This window comes from Fictibacillus arsenicus, from assembly GCF_001642935.1.
Lineage (GTDB): Bacteria > Bacillota > Bacilli > Bacillales > Fictibacillaceae > Fictibacillus > Fictibacillus arsenicus_B.
In genome coordinates this window covers 3,588,273-3,604,024 of record NZ_CP016761.1, presented here as the reverse complement: position 1 = coordinate 3,604,024, position 15,752 = coordinate 3,588,273, and the positions used below count along the sequence as shown (strand labels likewise).

Sequence of the window (15,752 nt, the reverse complement as noted above, 5' to 3'; positions counted from 1 at the left end):
GAGTGGATGATGTGACAATCACGATTAAAGATGTAGCAAAAAAAGCCAATGTGTCAATTGCTACTGTATCAGCTGTTGTAAATAAAACAAAGTTTGTAAGTGAGGATTTAAAAGCAAGAGTGGAGAAAGCAATTGATGAGCTGGGTTATCGACCGAACAAGATCGCCAGGAGTTTAAAAAGAAAAGAATCAAAGTTAATCGGAGTGACGGTTACTGAAATCACCAATCCGTTTTATCCGCTCATGTTAAAAGGTGTAGAAGATATAGCCCTAGCTAATGGATACCATTTAATACTTTGTCCAACAGGGGATGATTCGGAAAAAGAGTACGAGCTTCTTCAATCTATGTTGGATCAAGGGGTAGATGGTATTATCCTGGCAACCATAGATGAAAATAATTCACCTTGCACGCAGCTTCTTCAAAAAGAAGGCATCCCACACGTTCTCATTAATCGTGCACCGGATGATTATCAAGGAAACGTCGTTCGGATCGATAGCGAGAAAGTTGGAAAGATGGCAACCGACTATCTGGTTAATTTAGGCCATCGTGATATAGCCTTTATGGGAGGTGGACGGTTGAATAGTGTTCAACGCGAAGAAGGTTATAAAAAGGCGTTATTAGAACATGGATTAGCTTTAAAAGAAAACCGAATGATTATGAGTGATTACCAGATTACGAGTGCCTATAACGATATGAATAGTCTTCTTGCAACAGGTGATGTTCCAACAGCAGTTTTTGCAGCAAGTGATATTATGGCATTTGGTGCAATCAAAGCATTGCTCGATGCTGGATACAAAGTGCCAGAAGAGGTTTCTGTGATTGGATCTGATAATATATCTTTCTCAGAAGATTTTCGAATTCCGCTAACAACCATAGATGTTCATACGTATGAAATAGGCAGGATTGGTGCTGAAATCTTAATGCAAATACTAGCGAATAAAGAAAAAGAAGAACAACCTCATAAGAATTTTTTGTTAGAGCCTAAGTTAATCATTCGTGAAAGCAGTGATATTGTCAAAAAACTGAAAATGGGGATGGTGGAGTAAATATGAAGGAAGTAGTTATTGTTAGTTATGCAAGGACAGCGATTGGTACAATGGGAGGCGCTATCTCTGGCGTTCACGCAGCTGATTTAGGTGCTTCAGCGATAAAAGATGCAATTTCTCGAGCAGGAATTAGTTCAGATACGATTGATGAAGTCGTAATGGGCTGTGTTGGGCAAGTTGCTGAAAGCGCATTCATAGCTAGAATGTGCGCAATCCGTGCAGGTATTCCTTCATCTAGTAATGCTTATACCGTAAATCGCCTTTGTGGTTCTGGTTTGCAAGCCATAAACAGTGCAGTGCAACAGATCCAGTCTGGAAATGCAGAGGTAGTCGTTGCAGGTGGAACCGAAAATATGGATCAGCTCCCATATTACGTTCGAAAAGGGCGCTATGGATATAAATTTGGTCATGCTCAATTAGAAGACGGTTTATTGACAGCGCTTACAGATCCTTTTGGTAACTACCCTATGGGAATAACAGCAGAGATTGTAGCTGAACGTTACGGTATAACAAGGGAAGAACAAGACCAATTTGCTTATGAAAGTCAGATGAAAGCAATTGAAGCAATCGACAATGGTTATCTTAAAGAACAGATTGTTCCCGTTGAAGTGAAAGGGAAAAGAGGAGAAGTTACGATCTTTGATACGGATGAACATCCTAGAAGAGGCACGACTCTAGAGAAATTATCTAAGCTAAAACCTGCTTTTAAAGAAGGGGGTACCGTTACAGCTGGTAACTCTTCAGGGATTAATAACGGAGCAGCTGCACTTGTTTTGATGAGTAGTTATAAAGCGGAACAACTAGGGTTAGCACCTCTCGCTTATGTCCGAGAACAAGCTTTAGCGGGTGTTGATCCAGAAGTGATGGGCTTTGCTCCTGCACCGGGTGTCAAGAACCTTCTTGCAAAAGCAAACCTTACATTAGATCAGATTGATCTGATGGAATTGAATGAGGCTTTTGCCGCACAATCGGTTGCTGTTATAAAGGACCTTGGAATAGAGAAAGAAAGAGTAAACGTAAATGGCGGGGCGATTGCATTTGGTCATCCGATTGGGGCATCAGGTGCTATTATCACCATTAAATTACTTGAGGAACTTAAAAGAAGAAACGCAAAACGCGGTGTTTCAACAATGTGTATTGGTGGAGGTCAAGGCATCGCAACGTTGTTTGAATTAGTATAAATACAGATAGAGAGTGGAGGAAACAACATGATCGATTTGACTGGAAAAGTAGCAGTTGTAACTGGAGCGGCGCGTGGATTAGGAAAAGGTATAGCTGAAAAATTAGCGGAGTTAGGAGCACATGTTGTCATTAGTGATATGAATGAAGAAGGAGCAGAAGCGACAAAAGAAGAGATCATAACAAATGGTGGTCGTGCTGAAGTATTTCTTTGCAACGTCGCAGTAAAAGAAGAAGCCAAGAGACTTGTTGAAGAAACAGCACAAAAACATGGAAGATTAGATATCCTTGTTAACAATGCAGGAATTAACAGAGATTCCATGTTGCATAAGATGGATCACGGACAATGGGATGCAGTTTTAGGCGTAAATTTAACAGGTGTATTTAATACGATGAAACCAGCTAGTCAGATCATGCGTGAACAAGAACACGGCAGAATTGTAAACATATCATCTGCCAGTTGGCTGGGTAACGTTGGTCAAGCAAACTATGCCGCAGCAAAAGCTGGTGTAGTAGGACTAACAAAAACAGCAGCAAGAGAACTAGGAAAAAAGAACATCACGGTTAATGCGATCTGTCCAGGTTTTATTGATACAGACATGACTCGCGGTGTGCCTGAAAAAGTGTGGGACATCATGGTTTCCAAGATCCCTATGGGGAGAGCAGGTAAACCAGAAGATGTTGCAAATTGCATTGCGTTTTTAGCATCAGACCAAGCATCTTACATAAATGGAGAACTCATCAATGTCGGTGGTGGAATGGTCCTTTAATTTCTAACCAAGGGGAGGAAATATGATGAAGGCAATTAATAAAGTAGCTGTAATTGGCGGAGGACTCATGGGTTCAGGTATTACTCAAGTGATCGCAGAGTCTGGAAAAGATGTCTACATGGTTGAGGTTGACCAGGAGCGTTTGCAGAAAGCGGTAGATTTAATTGAAAAGAATCTCCAACGTAAAGCGGAGAAAGGGAAATGCCCTGCCGAGCACGTTCAAAAAACACTACAACATGTTCATGCAACCTTTGAAATCAACGAAATTCATGACGCTGATTTAGTCATTGAAGCTGTTCCAGAAGAATTAGAAATCAAGAAGAAAGTATTTACTCAACTAGATCATATCCTCAATGAAGATGCGATATTAGCATCAAACACATCAGGTTTATCTATTGCTGCAATCGGAGGATCCACAAAACGACCCGAAAAAGTAATAGGACTGCATTTCTTTTATCCTGCACCAATTATGAATTTAGTAGAAATTATCCCATCCATAGTTACTTCATCAGAGACATATGATACAACACTTCAGTTTGTAAAAGATATCGGAAAGAATGGCGTTACTTGTAAGGACTATCCGGGTTTCCTAGTAAACCGTATGTTGATACCTATGGTCAATGAAGCGATCTACTGTGTCATGGAAGGTGCAAAACCCGAAGATGTGGATGATGCAATGAAGTTTGGAGCTAATCATAAAATGGGCCCTATCATGTTAGCGGACTTTGTAGGATTAGACGTATTATTAGCAACAATGAAAGGTCTGTATGAAGGATTTGATGATTCGAAATATCGTCCTGCACCATTGTTAAAAAAGCTTGTGGAATCTGGAAATCTCGGAAGAAAAACGGGGCGGGGATTCTATACCTACAATGAAAAGGGAGAAAAAGTAGAATCTGAGAAAGTATCAGTAACGCTTTAAATAAAAAAGAAGAGGTTGATGAGATGAACAAGAAAAAGACAAATGCATCTTCCGTTGTCTCCTCTATTCAAAATAAGAGCACGTTAGCATTATGCGGATTCACCTTAATGGGTGCATGTGAGACATTTCTGAAAGAGCTAGAAGAGAGCTTTTTAACAAAAGGCTATCCGAATCAATTAACACTCATTCATGCAGCTGGTCATAGCGATCGAATCAATGGTATAGAGCACCTGGCTCATAAAGGACTCGTATCTAAGATCATAGGCTCACATTGGGGACTTGCTCCAAGATGGGGAGAACTTATTCATAACAATGATGTTGAAGCACATTGCCTTCCTCAAGGCCAGCTCACGCATTTGTTTCGTGCAATGGCGGGTGGAAAACCTGGTAATTTCTCAAAGGTAGGACTCGGAACGTACGTTGACCCTAGAATTGAAGGCGGTCGTATGAATGAGAGTGCTAAGCAAAGTGAGAGTTTAGTAGATTTAATTCACATTCATGATGAAGAATACCTCTTTTATAAAGAAGTGCCTTTGGATGTATGTATAATACGGGGAACGACCGCCGATGAATTTGGCAATATTACCATGGAAGATGAAGCATTAAAGCTAGAAGCTATATCTGTGGCTCAAGCAACCAAAAGATACGGCGGAGAAGTTATAGTTCAAGTTAAGAACTATGTAAAACGTGGGACACTTGCTCCAAAAGATGTAGTTATACCAGGTATCTATGTTGATCATATTCTGGTTGCGGATGAACCAGAGCAAAATCATCGCCAAACAGCATGTACCTATTATAATCCCGTATTCAGCGGATGGTTAAAAGAACCACTTGAGGAACTTGCTCCAATTCCATTAAACATGCGAAAAATTATTGGAAGACGAGCTGTTAAAGAACTATTTCCTGGAGCTGTTGTGAATTTAGGGACAGGAATCCCAGGTGATACAGTAGGGCCAGTTTCTAAAGAAGAAGGAATATTAGAAGATATCATTTTAACGATTGAGTCAGGCGCAATCGGCGGTCAGCCGCTTGGGGGAACAGACTTTGGTATCACTCGTAACGCTGAGGCGATTATCGAACACCCCTATCAATTTGATTATTATACGGGCAGAGGTGTAGACATCACCTACATGGGTACGGCAGAAATAGATGAAGTAGGAAATGTGAATGTCAGTAAATTTGGAAGTAAGACAGCTGGGTGTGGTGGATTCATTGATATTACTCAAAACGCTAGAAAAGTAGTCTTTTGTTCAACGTTTACAGCAGGAGGTTGTGAACTAGCGATTCGTGATCAAAAGGTAGAGATTATTACGGAAGGTAAATTCAGAAAATTCAAACAATCAGTTAACCAAATTACTTTTAGCGGTAACTATGCTAAAGAACAGAACCAGAATGTATTGTATGTAACAGAACGGGCGGTCTTTCAACTAACAAAGCAAGGCGTTGAATTAATTGAAATTGCACCTGGCATTGATATTGATCGAGACATTTTAGCGCATATGGATTTTAGCCCAATTATCTCAAATGATTTAAAACTCATGGATGCTGATATTTTTACGGAGGGATGTATGGGTTTCGAAGAATCATTTTATGGCAGCGTTTCTAAAAACAGGGTTTCTGTTGCTAACTAATATCAAAAAGGGGAGGAAATTTAAAAATGAAAAAAGGACATCTTTTAATCGTTTTGTCGCTTATTCTTTCCATGCTAGTTATGACGGGTTGTGGTGCAGATAAAACGAGTGGTGCATCTGCTGACGGAGAAGAACGAGTTTTCGATGTGAGTCTGCCACTAGGTGAAGGGTCTCATCATGATGAAGGTTTAAAGAAATTCAAGAAGGAACTAGAACGCCTAACCGATGGACGGTTGTCTGTAAAACTTCATTATAATAACGAACTTGGTGGAGAGCGTGAAGTAGTAGAAGGTATGGGGATCAATACGATCGATATGGGAGTTGCTTCTACAGGCCCTATCGGCAGCTTTGTAAAAGATATTTTAATGTTTGACTTACCTTATTTATTTAAAGATGTAGATCATGCTTATGCGGTACTTGATGGAGAAATCGGGGAAGAATTAGCAAAAAAAATAGAAGATCAGGCAAACGTAAAAGTGTTGTCTTGGATGGAAAATGGTGTGCGTCATGAAACAAACAATGTGCGCCTAATAAATAAACCAGATGATTTAAAAGGAATCAAGCACAGAACGCAAGAAAGTGAAGTTCAAGTTGATACATGGAGAGCATTCGGAGCAGATGCTACACCAATGGCTTGGCCTGAAGTATATACAGCCCTTCAACAAGGGGTAATTGAAAGCCAAGAAAATCCGATTCCAACAATCTTAGATGTGCGTTTTCATGAAGTGCAAAAATATCTCAATCTAACAGGTCATGTATACTCTCCACTACCATTTATGATGAGCAAACAATTGTTTGACTCTTTATCAAAAGAAGATCAGGATGCAGTCTTAGAAGCCGCGAAGCTCGCAACACCAGTACAGCGTGAAGCAAGTCAGCGACTGGAGAAGGAATCACTTAAAAAGCTAGAGGAAAATGGAATGGAAGTTGCATCACCAGATTTAGAAGCGTTCAGAAAAGCAGTAGAACCTGTATATAAAAAATGGGCACCAGAAATTAATGAAGAACTGATCAATAAAGTCAGAAATTACGATTATTAATTTTATTGGGGGGACTCCCCCCTCTCTAAGGAGGGGTTAGAATGGTACACACATTAAGACAATATGTAAGACTAACAAACCTACTAAATAGAGTGGTTGGATATTTGTTATTTATTATGCTTGCAGTCATGAGCGTACTCATTACTTGGCAAGTATTCGCAAGATTTGTAGCAGGTAATTCTCTTACTTTTTCGGAAGAGGCTTCTAGGTTTCTGATGATCTGGCTAACTTTATTAGGTGCAGCTTATGCAGTTAAGGAAGGTTCGCTTATCGCAGTAGATATTCTGCAAAACAAGTTAACAGGTAATCGAGCAAAAGTTCTAAAAGTAATCATGTCTGTTTGTACGAGTGTGTTTTATATCATACTCATTATCTATGGCTTCAAGATGGCGCAAAATGTATCGTTTCAAACTGCTCCTACAACTGGATTGTCCATGTTTTGGCCAATGCTTGCTGTTCCTGTAGGTGGAGCATTAATGCTAATTAATACGGTTGCTAGTTTAATAGAAGACTTTATTGGTAAGGAGGAATTATAGATGGTCGCTTTACTCTTTTTATCATTAGCATTCCTCTTTATTATAGGTACACCTATTGCCATAGCATTAGGATTATCAACAACTTTAATTGCTGGGATGGGAGATCTCGCACCATTACAGTTGGTACCTCAGCAGATGTTTAATTCAATTAATTCATTTCCTTTAATGGCGATTCCATTCTTTATTCTGGCAGGATACTTGATGCAAGTTGGTGGTATATCACAAAGACTCGTAAACTTTGCAAGTAGTCTTGTTGGGCATATTACGGGTGGTCTTGCGATGGTTGTTATCATTACTTCCATGTTCTTTGCTGCTATCTCTGGATCAGGGGCAGCCACTACAGCAGCTATCGGGTCGATTTTGATTCCAGCTATGATTGCAAAAGGCTACCATGTGAACTTTGCTAGTGCAAACCAGGCCGTATCTGGGGCGCTTGGCGTAATCATCCCACCAAGTATCCCTCTTATCTTATACGGAATAGCAGCCAAGCAGTCTGTAGGAGATATGTTTATGGCAGGTGTCATTCCTGGGATCGTTATTACGATATCGTTATTGATTTCAGCTTACTTTGTTTCAAAAAGAAAAGGCTATCTTGGAGTAGAAAAAGCAAACGTCAGCGATACGTTCAAAGCATTTAAAAGCGCAATTCTATCATTATTGATGCCCATTATTGTACTTGGTGGTATTTATGGAGGAATCTTCACGCCAACAGAAGCTGCTGTAGTCGCAGTCGCTTATGCATTCATTGTTGGTGTATTCATTTATCGCGAAATCAAGTGGAAAGAGCTGCCTAAGATTTTTAAAGAATCGGCAGTAACAACATCCATTGTTATGATCATAATTTCTACAGCTGGTTTATTCAGCTTTATCTTGAATCGTTTAAGAGTTCCGGCGTTAGTATCAGAAACGTTCCTTGATATCACGACTAATATTTATGTGTTTATTATTGTAGTAAACATTTTCTTGCTGATTGTAGGAATGTTTATGGAAGCTGCAGCAGCCATCTTAATTTTCGTTCCAATCTTACTTCCAATCGCTTTAAACCTAGGCATGGATCCTATTCATTTTGGAATAATTGTTGTGGTGAACCTAGCAATTGGATTAATCACACCGCCAGTAGGAATCAATTTATTTGTAGCGATGCAGATATCTAAGATCAGGATAGAACATATCTCAAGAGCTATTGTTCCATTTGTTATTATTCTGTTTGTTGATGTTCTGATTATCAGTTTAATACCCTTCTTCTCGACGTGGTTGCCATCAATTGTTTAAAAAGTAGAACCCCTATACAAGAGAGATTTTATTTCTAAATTCATAGAGAAAGGGGAAGAGAAAATGGTTAAATGCATAGAGGCGGAGACACTCTCATCTGAAATTCCTAATGACAGCACCATAGCGCTCGTAGGATTTGGCGGAATGGGCCAGTGTGATAAAATTTTGAAGGCGATAGGCCAGAATTTTAAACAAAAAGGACACCCCAACAACTTGACTGTTTTTCATACAGCTGGACAGTCAGATAAAACAAATGGAATTGAGTATATAGCTGAGGAAGGATTAATATCTCGTGTAATTGGTGGGCACTGGGGACTTGCTCCAAAGATGAGAGGCTTAATTGAAGAAAATAAAATCGACTGTTATTGCTTTCCACAGGGGCAATTAACTCATTTATTGAGAGCGATGGCTAACAAGATGCCGGGACAAATATCTCCAATTGGAATCGGAACTTTCATTGATCCCCGTATTGAGGGTGGTAAGTTTAATGAAAGAACAAAGCAGAAAGAAGACTTGATTAAAGTTGTTATAATAGAGCAGGAAGAATTTTTGCTGTATCCTTCAATTGCCTTTGATTATGTTTTTATCCGAGGAACAAGTATTGATGAGAACGGTAACATTACAGCGGAAGAAGAACCGTTAAAATTAGAAATTCTCTCTGCAGCACATGCAGCTAAAGCATATGGCGGTAAAGTCATTGCACAAGTCAAATATGAAGTGAAAAAAGATACAATGCACCCTAAAGATGTAGTGGTTCCTGGTTATCTAGTCGATGGATATGTAATTGTTGATGATCCTGATACAGAGCATCGTCAAGTCCCAAGTACGGTATACAATCCGGTTTTTTCAGGAGATGTCCGGACACCGTCGGTTAGTTTAGAGCCAATACCGTTAGATATTCGAAAAGTTATTGGGAGAAGAGCAGTGCAAGAAGTGACTGATCCTGCAGTGGTTAACTTGGGCATTGGTATTCCTGGTGACGTTATTGGTCCTATTACACACGAGGAAGGGCTAAACAGTCTGATTACACTTACGTTGGAATCAGGAATCGTGGGCGGTGTACCAATTGGGGCGAATGAATTTGGAGTTGCACGCAATGCGGATGCTATTTTGGACCATGAGTATTTATTTGATTACTATCATGGAACCGGAATTGATATCACTTTCATGGGAGCGGCTGAAGTTGACCAAACCGGAAATGTAAATGTATCTAAATTTGGCACAAGGTCAGTTGGCTGCGGTGGTTTTATAGATATTACTCAAACAGCAAAAAAAGTGATATTCTGTACGACTTTTACTGGAGGCGGGTTAAAAGTAGAGGTGGAAAATGGTAAGCTATCTATCATTCAAGAAGGTAAAATAAAGAAATTTAAAAATCAAGTTCAACAAATTACCTATAGTGGCAGATTTGCAGCAGATCATGATAATGATGTTATCTATGTAACGGAACGTGCGGTATTTGTGCTAACAAAAGATGGTTTAGTCCTAACTGAGATTGCACCAGGAATTGATATAGAAAAGGATATTTTAGCTCAAATGGAATTCAAACCAATAATCTCCTCTGATTTGAGTGAAATGGATCCTAGACTTTTTGTTGATGGACCAATGAAACTTTTTAACCAAAACGTAATCAGTTTTAAACAAGAAGCTTTTCAGAGGACGAACTAAGAGCATTTAATTAATAAAGCAATAAAAGCATCCTGTTTTAGGGCAGGATGCTTTTTACTTCTTTTCTGTTACTATCTCCCCACCTAAAAGCTTAGGTATACCATCTTCTAATCCTACTACATAACTCATCTCATAATAAGAAATTGAACTGGATGGTGACATCAGCCGGCCGCCGATGGAGAAGAATGAGCAAACGCGCTCACTTCTGGAGATCATTAAAGAAGTGGGAGAAGAAATAGGGTTGCACTAGTCAGACACCGCGACCGGCGGGGGATCAGATGCCTCTTTCACTTCAGCAAACGGTGTCGCAACCGTTGACGGACTAGGGCCAGTCGGCGGGAACGCACATAGTGAAGACGAATATCTGGATATACCGACGTTGACTGATCGGACGCTGCTCTTGGCGAAGACGATTCAGCGGTTGTCGATTTAGGTAGAAAGAAGGTGACTCCTTATGGGACACCCTCTTTTTTTCGTTTCGTGCATAGAGTGGCCATTTCGGCGCATAGAACGACCAATTTGGTGCATAGAAAAACGAACGGTGCATAGACACAAAGGTTTCATGTATAGGAATCCCCGTTTGGTGCATAGACTTTTTACTTCCGTGCATAGAGTATGGATTTTGGTGCATAGAACCGTTATTCATTCAAAAAGACCTTGCTTTTGGGTCATCCCCTATTATAAAATCGTCCCTATTAATATTTCTGCACAAAATACACCCCTATAATAATGAGGGAAACGCCAATAAGTTTAAATAGATTAATTGGTTGAACATGCACGCCGAGAAGTCCGAAATGATCAATCAGTACAGAAGCTATGATTTGTCCCGTTAGAATGAATGCTACTGTTGATGCTGCACCGATCCTAGGTATTAAGACAATGGTGGCAACTACATAAAAAGCCCCTAACAAGCCGCCGGTCCAAACCCACCAAGGTGCCTCAATCCAACCTTTACTAACTTTTATTCCATGATTAAAGATTGACAGAATCAATAATGCGATAGATCCCACAATAAAGGAGATCGTAGAAGCCAGGATAGGAGAACCTACTAAAGTCCTTAACTGTGCATTGATGCTGAATTGTGTTGGTAATGCCATGCCGGCGATTAGTGCAAATATAATTAGAACAATGATCATGATGACACCTCTCATATCTAGTAATTAATACCATATCAAATACTTGGTTATTTTCGTATAGGAGTATTGAACGTTAAACAGGAACTGCATCTAATACATTTTAATAAGTAAATAATCCCACTTTGAAGGTGCTCATGTCGAGCACTTCGTCTTATTGTAAATCTAGCATTTGGCATGTAATCTTATTCTTGTATAAGGAAATTTCAGGTAATGCTAAGGGAGGAATATACGCCATGTTTCGGATCTTGCTCAAAAGTATCTTGGTGATACTGTTGATTGTCGGACTTTATCCGAGTGGACAAGCACAAGCAAAGGTAAGACTGGTTTCGGATACGCTGCTTAGCGAAAGGCAACACGATATCGTGCTGGAAAGCCCGGCACTCGGTAAACAGACCTCGCTGCGGATTTTGCTGCCCAAAGGGTATGAGGATTCCAATGAAACCTACCCGGTTCTCTACTTATTGCATGGATGCTGTGGAGACTATAAAGCATGGACAGCACGGACGGATATTGAAAAAGCAACGGAAAACCTGCCGCTGATCGTTGTGATGCCGGATGCAGGAAGAGGAGCCAGCTATTCGGATTGGTACAACCAGGGAGACTATGGACCTCCGGAGTGGGAGAAGTATCATATTAATGAACTAATTCCTTGGATTGAACAGGAGTACCGGGCGAAAGGAACGAGAGAAGGACGGGCAGTAGCGGGGTTATCTATGGGAGGCTTTGGAGCGATGTCTTATGCTGCCCGTCATCCTGACCTTTTTGTAGCCGCCGCCTCGTTCTCAGGTGTACTTGATACCAACTTAGATCCCGACTTTTTAGAGAAGACCATTTTTCAAAATCAGGAGAAAGTACCCCCTGGGACGGTTTGGGGTGACAGAGAAACAAATGAGATCATCTGGAGAAGCCACAACCCGTGGGATCTAGCCGAAAACTTGGAGGGAGTAGACCTTGCGATTCATACAGGTAATGGTGAAGCAGGTGGGCCGTTGGATGGCGGATTGGAATCTCCCGTTGAGAAGACTTGTTTTGTCATGTCAACAAGCCTACATGATCGTTTAGACGAACTAAACATCCCGCACATTTGGGACAGCTACGGTGCTGGCTCTCATACATGGGGTTACTGGCAGCGGGACTTGCATCAGACCTTGCCAAGATTCATGGACATCTTTAATAACCCGCCGGAAGCACCCATTCCTTTTAGTTATAAATCAGCGGAAAATGCCTTTTCTGTCTATAGCTGGCAGGTGGAATTCCAAAGAAAAAACATGGAGTTTGCCAAGCTTTCCAATGTTTCAACCAAAGGATTTGATCTCACTGGATCTGGAAAAGCAGAGATACGAACAGCTCCATGGTTTACGCCTCATGGACTCTACCAAGTGAAAGTTAAGGGGGCAGGCAGAACGAAAGTGATAAAAGCGGATGCCGATGAGGAAGGAAGATTAAAGATAGATCTTGATTTTACGACTGAAAAAGCTGAAGATACACTTTCTGTTAGCATCAAACCTAAAAAATAAGAATAAACAAGTTGAACTGGCTTTTAAGGCTCCATTTGGTAAGACTACACTTGCTTTGGAGTATGGTGCTGATCTGTTTTTTAATGGGAAGATTTTGAATAAATTCTACTACTTAGCCCTCTTTTGATTTAGGGGGCTATTTTCGTTAGGAGAAATAAGAGTTAAAAAAGAAACAAGATGAAAAATAAAAAAGAGGCAAACCATAAGTCTGCCTCCATAACTTATTGTCTAGCTACATCCTTAATTCGTCCTTCAATTTGCGGGTTAACACTGCCTAACTCGGCTACATAATCACGCAGGTTCTCCCAGTCGGAAGCGCCTAGGTCGGTTACGCGGCCTTGCTCATAAGCTGTTTTAAATACAGTAAACCCGTCTCCGCCTTTAGCTGTGAAGGCGTTTGTTGCGATTACATATTCTTTTGCAGGATTAATTGCTGTATATGTTCCATCTGCATTTTTCACTTCCATTGATACAACACGGCTGCCTACTGCTTTCGTGCTGTCAAAGGTAAACTTCATACCAGACACATGAAGGAAGCCGCCGCTTTCTTTCGGAGATTGGCTAACACTGTGCTCAAGAGCTGCTTTAATCTCTGCACCAGTTAACTTCATCGTAGCAAGCGTATTTCCGAATGGAAGTGTCGTTAAAACATCACCGTATGTGATTTCACCTTTATCGATTGGTGCACGGATTCCGCCACCGTTTTGGAATGCCATGGCAACGGTCGGGTTGAACTCTCTTGCTTTATCAAGCATACCGTCTGTGATTAGATTTCCTAACTCTGTTTCGTTGCTGCGTACACTTGGTCCGTCACCTTCAGAACGCGGGTTAGCCAATTCTTTTTCAGCAACACCGCCAGTTGGTGTGTTCTTCAATTCAGCGATTTTACTGGAATACTTTTTCAAAAGTTCAGCAGCTTCAGGATCTTCTGCTTTTGTCTTTACTTCAATCAGTTCCCCAGCTTGTCCGATAACTTCACCTTTTTTGTTGAAATGAACATCCAGTGTACCTAAGAACTCCCCATATTGAGAGGCTTGTACAATAACGGTCGCGTCTTTTGTTTGGCCGTTTTCGTCCGAGGAGATAACGACAGGTTCTGCTAATTTTGTATGGCTGTGTCCACCAACGATGACATCAAGTCCGTCTACATGTTTTGCCAGTTCAAGATCGTTGTCATACGCTGGATTATCGTCATAACCAAGGTGTGTGATTGCCACTATTTTGTTGATGCCACGGCGTTCTAATTGATTTACAGCTTCTTCTGCTTCTTCAATATAGTTTTCAAAAACTACACCTTCAGGGCTCGATATATCAGCTGTTTCTTCGGTTGTAAGACCGATGAATCCTACCTTTTCTCCGTTCACTTTTTTAATAATAGTAGGATAGATGTTTCCGTCTTCTGGTTTCTTTGTCATTTTATCTTTATAAAGAGGATTTAACTTTTCGTCATTTGACAGGTCGACATTTGTACTAACAATCGGAAAATCTGCATTTTTTACGAAATCCGCCAACGCTTGGTGTCCTTCTGGGCTGGAACCAAGGTCAAACTCATGGTTTCCAAATGTCATAAGGTCATAGCCTGCTAAATTCATAAACTCTAGATCAGCTTGTCCTTTAAACTCATTAAAATATAAAGTACCAGAGAACACGTCACCGGCATCCAGCAATAGGGCATCTGGCTTTTCTGAACGAACCTCTTTTATAGCCGTAATACGCTTTGCAACATTATCTAAATGAGCATGTGTATCGTTTGTATGCATTAATGATAGGTTAAATGTTTTGGGTTCCTTTTTCTTAGGTGTTTCTTTAGGTGCAGCAAAGGAAGCGGTTGCAACTTGTGAAGAGATTAACCCAACAGCAAGAGAGGAAGCTAGTAATCTCTTAAACGTTTGTTTAACTGACATAACATCACAATCCTTTCAAAGTAGTCATACTATTCTAATATAGCATGACAGATAGACAAGGAAAGTCGAAGCATGTCGAATGTTGATATTAATTTAAAACTAAAAGCAGTCCTGTAAGTGGACTGCTTTAATCATCTATTTTACGCTAACATAGTAAAGATTGTTCGCATCCTTAAAATAAAATGAAATCGAGTGTTTTGTGTCATTCCATATATAAACGGTTGTCCCGGATTTTTGGTCTTCATACATTTTATGAGGCTTTCCTAATGTTTCTCTTACTTGTTTTAGATTAATTTCTTCATCCGTTTTAGGGTCCACGTCCTTAATGTATTTGTTTTGAAGATCCTGACTTCAACATAGTCATTCAGACCATCTTTGTCTGTATGATACAGACGGAGACATGCTATCTGATTATTTTGAAGTGGTGTATCACGACTCTAGCAAGGTGTTCAAAAACTTCAGCAATGCAGCGGAATTTAAACCAACTCATCTTAACCCGTTAATGAAGGATACTGACGGAAATGGAGTAAACGATGCAGCTGAAGATTTCGATAAGGATGGGTTTACGAACTTAGTGGAGCAGGCTAAGGAACGAATCCACATGTGAAATAAATGAATTTGGAACAACCTCGGAAATTTCGAGGTTGTTTTTTTTTGATTAATTTTCCTTTTTGTTGATGTAAATTTTTTACAATAGATGCCGATGTATAAGTTAAAGGGTTTACTATCACGACTAAGAATTATTGAAAGGGCGAGGAGATTAAATATGAACGATAAGCACAGTAGCCTTATTGGAGAATTAGATATGATACACGAAAATTTGCAGTATGCTAAACAAAATACTGACAATCCCCTTATTAATAGTCGAATAGAAGAAATTAAGAAATTTGTATCAAAGCTTATTAATGATATAGAACAAATGGAAAAGTATAAAGAACAAAGATACAAACCCAATCAAATCAAACAAAAATCTCCTGCACTACATAAAAATAAACCAAAAAAGAATGTAAAACATCATCAAGCTCCAAAAGGGAGAAATGCACATCGTCAGTCTGGCTTATTCAACGCTCAAGGAGGATTTAAACCAACGGCTTTTTACCACGTGAAAGGGTATGAGGATTAAGTTTAAAA

14 protein-coding genes and 1 pseudogene are annotated in these 15,752 nt (G+C 40.0%); 13 read left to right on the top strand and 2 right to left on the bottom strand.

The window, feature by feature from the left end:
- The first annotated feature begins 11 nt into the window (after nucleotides 1-11).
- The 10 genes and pseudogenes from ABE41_RS18220 to ABE41_RS21580 all read left to right on the top strand — a co-directional run.
- Nucleotides 12-1,046, top strand: a complete 1,035-nt coding sequence (locus tag ABE41_RS18220) for a LacI family DNA-binding transcriptional regulator (RefSeq protein WP_066293456.1) — start codon at nucleotides 12-14, stop codon at nucleotides 1,044-1,046.
- Between the two features lie 2 nt (nucleotides 1,047-1,048).
- On the top strand, nucleotides 1,049-2,227 hold the full coding sequence (locus ABE41_RS18215) for a thiolase family protein (protein WP_066293455.1): 1,179 nt from the start codon (nucleotides 1,049-1,051) through the stop codon (nucleotides 2,225-2,227).
- Between the two features lie 27 nt (nucleotides 2,228-2,254).
- Nucleotides 2,255-2,995: a 3-oxoacyl-ACP reductase FabG gene (fabG, locus tag ABE41_RS18210; RefSeq protein WP_156774315.1), complete on the top strand. Its 741-nt coding sequence runs from the start codon at nucleotides 2,255-2,257 to the stop codon at nucleotides 2,993-2,995.
- A gap of 25 nt (nucleotides 2,996-3,020) precedes the next feature.
- A complete protein-coding gene (locus ABE41_RS18205; RefSeq protein WP_216637414.1) occupies nucleotides 3,021-3,917 on the top strand; it encodes a 3-hydroxyacyl-CoA dehydrogenase family protein in 897 nt (298 codons plus the stop codon).
- Between the two features lie 23 nt (nucleotides 3,918-3,940).
- On the top strand, nucleotides 3,941-5,548 hold the full coding sequence (locus ABE41_RS18200) for an acyl CoA:acetate/3-ketoacid CoA transferase (RefSeq protein WP_066293450.1): 1,608 nt from the start codon (nucleotides 3,941-3,943) through the stop codon (nucleotides 5,546-5,548).
- 26 nt (nucleotides 5,549-5,574) lie between these two features.
- Nucleotides 5,575-6,588, top strand: coding sequence for a TRAP transporter substrate-binding protein (locus tag ABE41_RS18195; protein ID WP_083207877.1), 1,014 nt, complete (start codon nucleotides 5,575-5,577; stop codon nucleotides 6,586-6,588).
- A 41-nt stretch (nucleotides 6,589-6,629) separates the two neighbouring features.
- Nucleotides 6,630-7,124 (top strand): TRAP transporter small permease, encoded by a 495-nt coding sequence (locus tag ABE41_RS18190; protein WP_066293447.1) that lies wholly within the window; start codon nucleotides 6,630-6,632, stop codon nucleotides 7,122-7,124.
- The gene (locus ABE41_RS18185; protein WP_066293446.1) at nucleotides 7,125-8,396 is read left to right on the top strand and encodes a TRAP transporter large permease; all 1,272 of its coding nucleotides are present in this window, start codon (nucleotides 7,125-7,127) and stop codon (nucleotides 8,394-8,396) included.
- A 63-nt stretch (nucleotides 8,397-8,459) separates the two neighbouring features.
- Nucleotides 8,460-10,064: an acyl CoA:acetate/3-ketoacid CoA transferase gene (locus ABE41_RS18180; RefSeq protein ID WP_066293445.1), complete on the top strand. Its 1,605-nt coding sequence runs from the start codon at nucleotides 8,460-8,462 to the stop codon at nucleotides 10,062-10,064.
- Nucleotides 10,065-10,332: 268 nt separating this feature from the next.
- Nucleotides 10,333-10,497, top strand: a pseudogene (locus ABE41_RS21580) (M20/M25/M40 family metallo-hydrolase); the annotation flags it as partial.
- Nucleotides 10,498-10,759: 262 nt separating this feature from the next.
- Here ABE41_RS21580 and ABE41_RS18175 read toward each other — a convergent pair.
- Complete coding sequence (locus ABE41_RS18175; protein ID WP_066293444.1) at nucleotides 10,760-11,200, bottom strand: DMT family transporter; 441 nt, start codon at nucleotides 11,198-11,200, stop codon at nucleotides 10,760-10,762.
- Nucleotides 11,201-11,433: 233 nt separating this feature from the next.
- Between ABE41_RS18175 and ABE41_RS18170 the strand changes: the two genes are divergently transcribed.
- Nucleotides 11,434-12,717, top strand: coding sequence for an alpha/beta hydrolase (locus tag ABE41_RS18170; protein WP_066293441.1), 1,284 nt, complete (start codon nucleotides 11,434-11,436; stop codon nucleotides 12,715-12,717).
- A gap of 221 nt (nucleotides 12,718-12,938) precedes the next feature.
- Here ABE41_RS18170 and ABE41_RS18165 read toward each other — a convergent pair whose 3' ends face one another.
- Nucleotides 12,939-14,621 (bottom strand): bifunctional metallophosphatase/5'-nucleotidase, encoded by a 1,683-nt coding sequence (locus ABE41_RS18165; RefSeq protein ID WP_066293439.1) that lies wholly within the window; start codon nucleotides 14,619-14,621, stop codon nucleotides 12,939-12,941.
- Between the two features lie 400 nt (nucleotides 14,622-15,021).
- On the opposite strand from ABE41_RS18165, the gene ABE41_RS18160 reads away from it, so the two are divergent.
- Together ABE41_RS18160 and ABE41_RS18155 are read left to right on the top strand one after the other, a co-directional pair.
- Nucleotides 15,022-15,228 (top strand): hypothetical protein, encoded by a 207-nt coding sequence (locus ABE41_RS18160; RefSeq protein WP_066293436.1) that lies wholly within the window; start codon nucleotides 15,022-15,024, stop codon nucleotides 15,226-15,228.
- Nucleotides 15,229-15,387: 159 nt separating this feature from the next.
- Complete coding sequence (locus ABE41_RS18155) at nucleotides 15,388-15,744, top strand: hypothetical protein (RefSeq protein WP_066293435.1); 357 nt, start codon at nucleotides 15,388-15,390, stop codon at nucleotides 15,742-15,744.
- The last annotated feature ends 8 nt before the right edge of the window (nucleotides 15,745-15,752 follow it).

Coding starts and splice junctions, on each gene's coding strand:
- ABE41_RS18190 (WP_066293447.1), top strand. CDS start 6,630: ATGGTACACACATTAAGACAATATGTAAGACTAACAAACCTACTAAAT.
- ABE41_RS18200 (WP_066293450.1), top strand. CDS start 3,941: ATGAACAAGAAAAAGACAAATGCATCTTCCGTTGTCTCCTCTATTCAA.
- ABE41_RS18170 (WP_066293441.1), top strand. CDS start 11,434: ATGTTTCGGATCTTGCTCAAAAGTATCTTGGTGATACTGTTGATTGTC.
- ABE41_RS18175 (WP_066293444.1), bottom strand. CDS start 11,200: ATGATCATTGTTCTAATTATATTTGCACTAATCGCCGGCATGGCATTA.
- ABE41_RS18155 (WP_066293435.1), top strand. CDS start 15,388: ATGAACGATAAGCACAGTAGCCTTATTGGAGAATTAGATATGATACAC.
- ABE41_RS18205 (WP_216637414.1), top strand. CDS start 3,021: ATGAAGGCAATTAATAAAGTAGCTGTAATTGGCGGAGGACTCATGGGT.
- fabG (WP_156774315.1), top strand. CDS start 2,255: ATGATCGATTTGACTGGAAAAGTAGCAGTTGTAACTGGAGCGGCGCGT.
- ABE41_RS18185 (WP_066293446.1), top strand. CDS start 7,125: ATGGTCGCTTTACTCTTTTTATCATTAGCATTCCTCTTTATTATAGGT.
- ABE41_RS18195 (WP_083207877.1), top strand. CDS start 5,575: ATGAAAAAAGGACATCTTTTAATCGTTTTGTCGCTTATTCTTTCCATG.
- ABE41_RS18215 (WP_066293455.1), top strand. CDS start 1,049: ATGAAGGAAGTAGTTATTGTTAGTTATGCAAGGACAGCGATTGGTACA.
- ABE41_RS18160 (WP_066293436.1), top strand. CDS start 15,022: ATGCTATCTGATTATTTTGAAGTGGTGTATCACGACTCTAGCAAGGTG.
- ABE41_RS18165 (WP_066293439.1), bottom strand. CDS start 14,621: ATGTCAGTTAAACAAACGTTTAAGAGATTACTAGCTTCCTCTCTTGCT.
- ABE41_RS18180 (WP_066293445.1), top strand. CDS start 8,460: ATGGTTAAATGCATAGAGGCGGAGACACTCTCATCTGAAATTCCTAAT.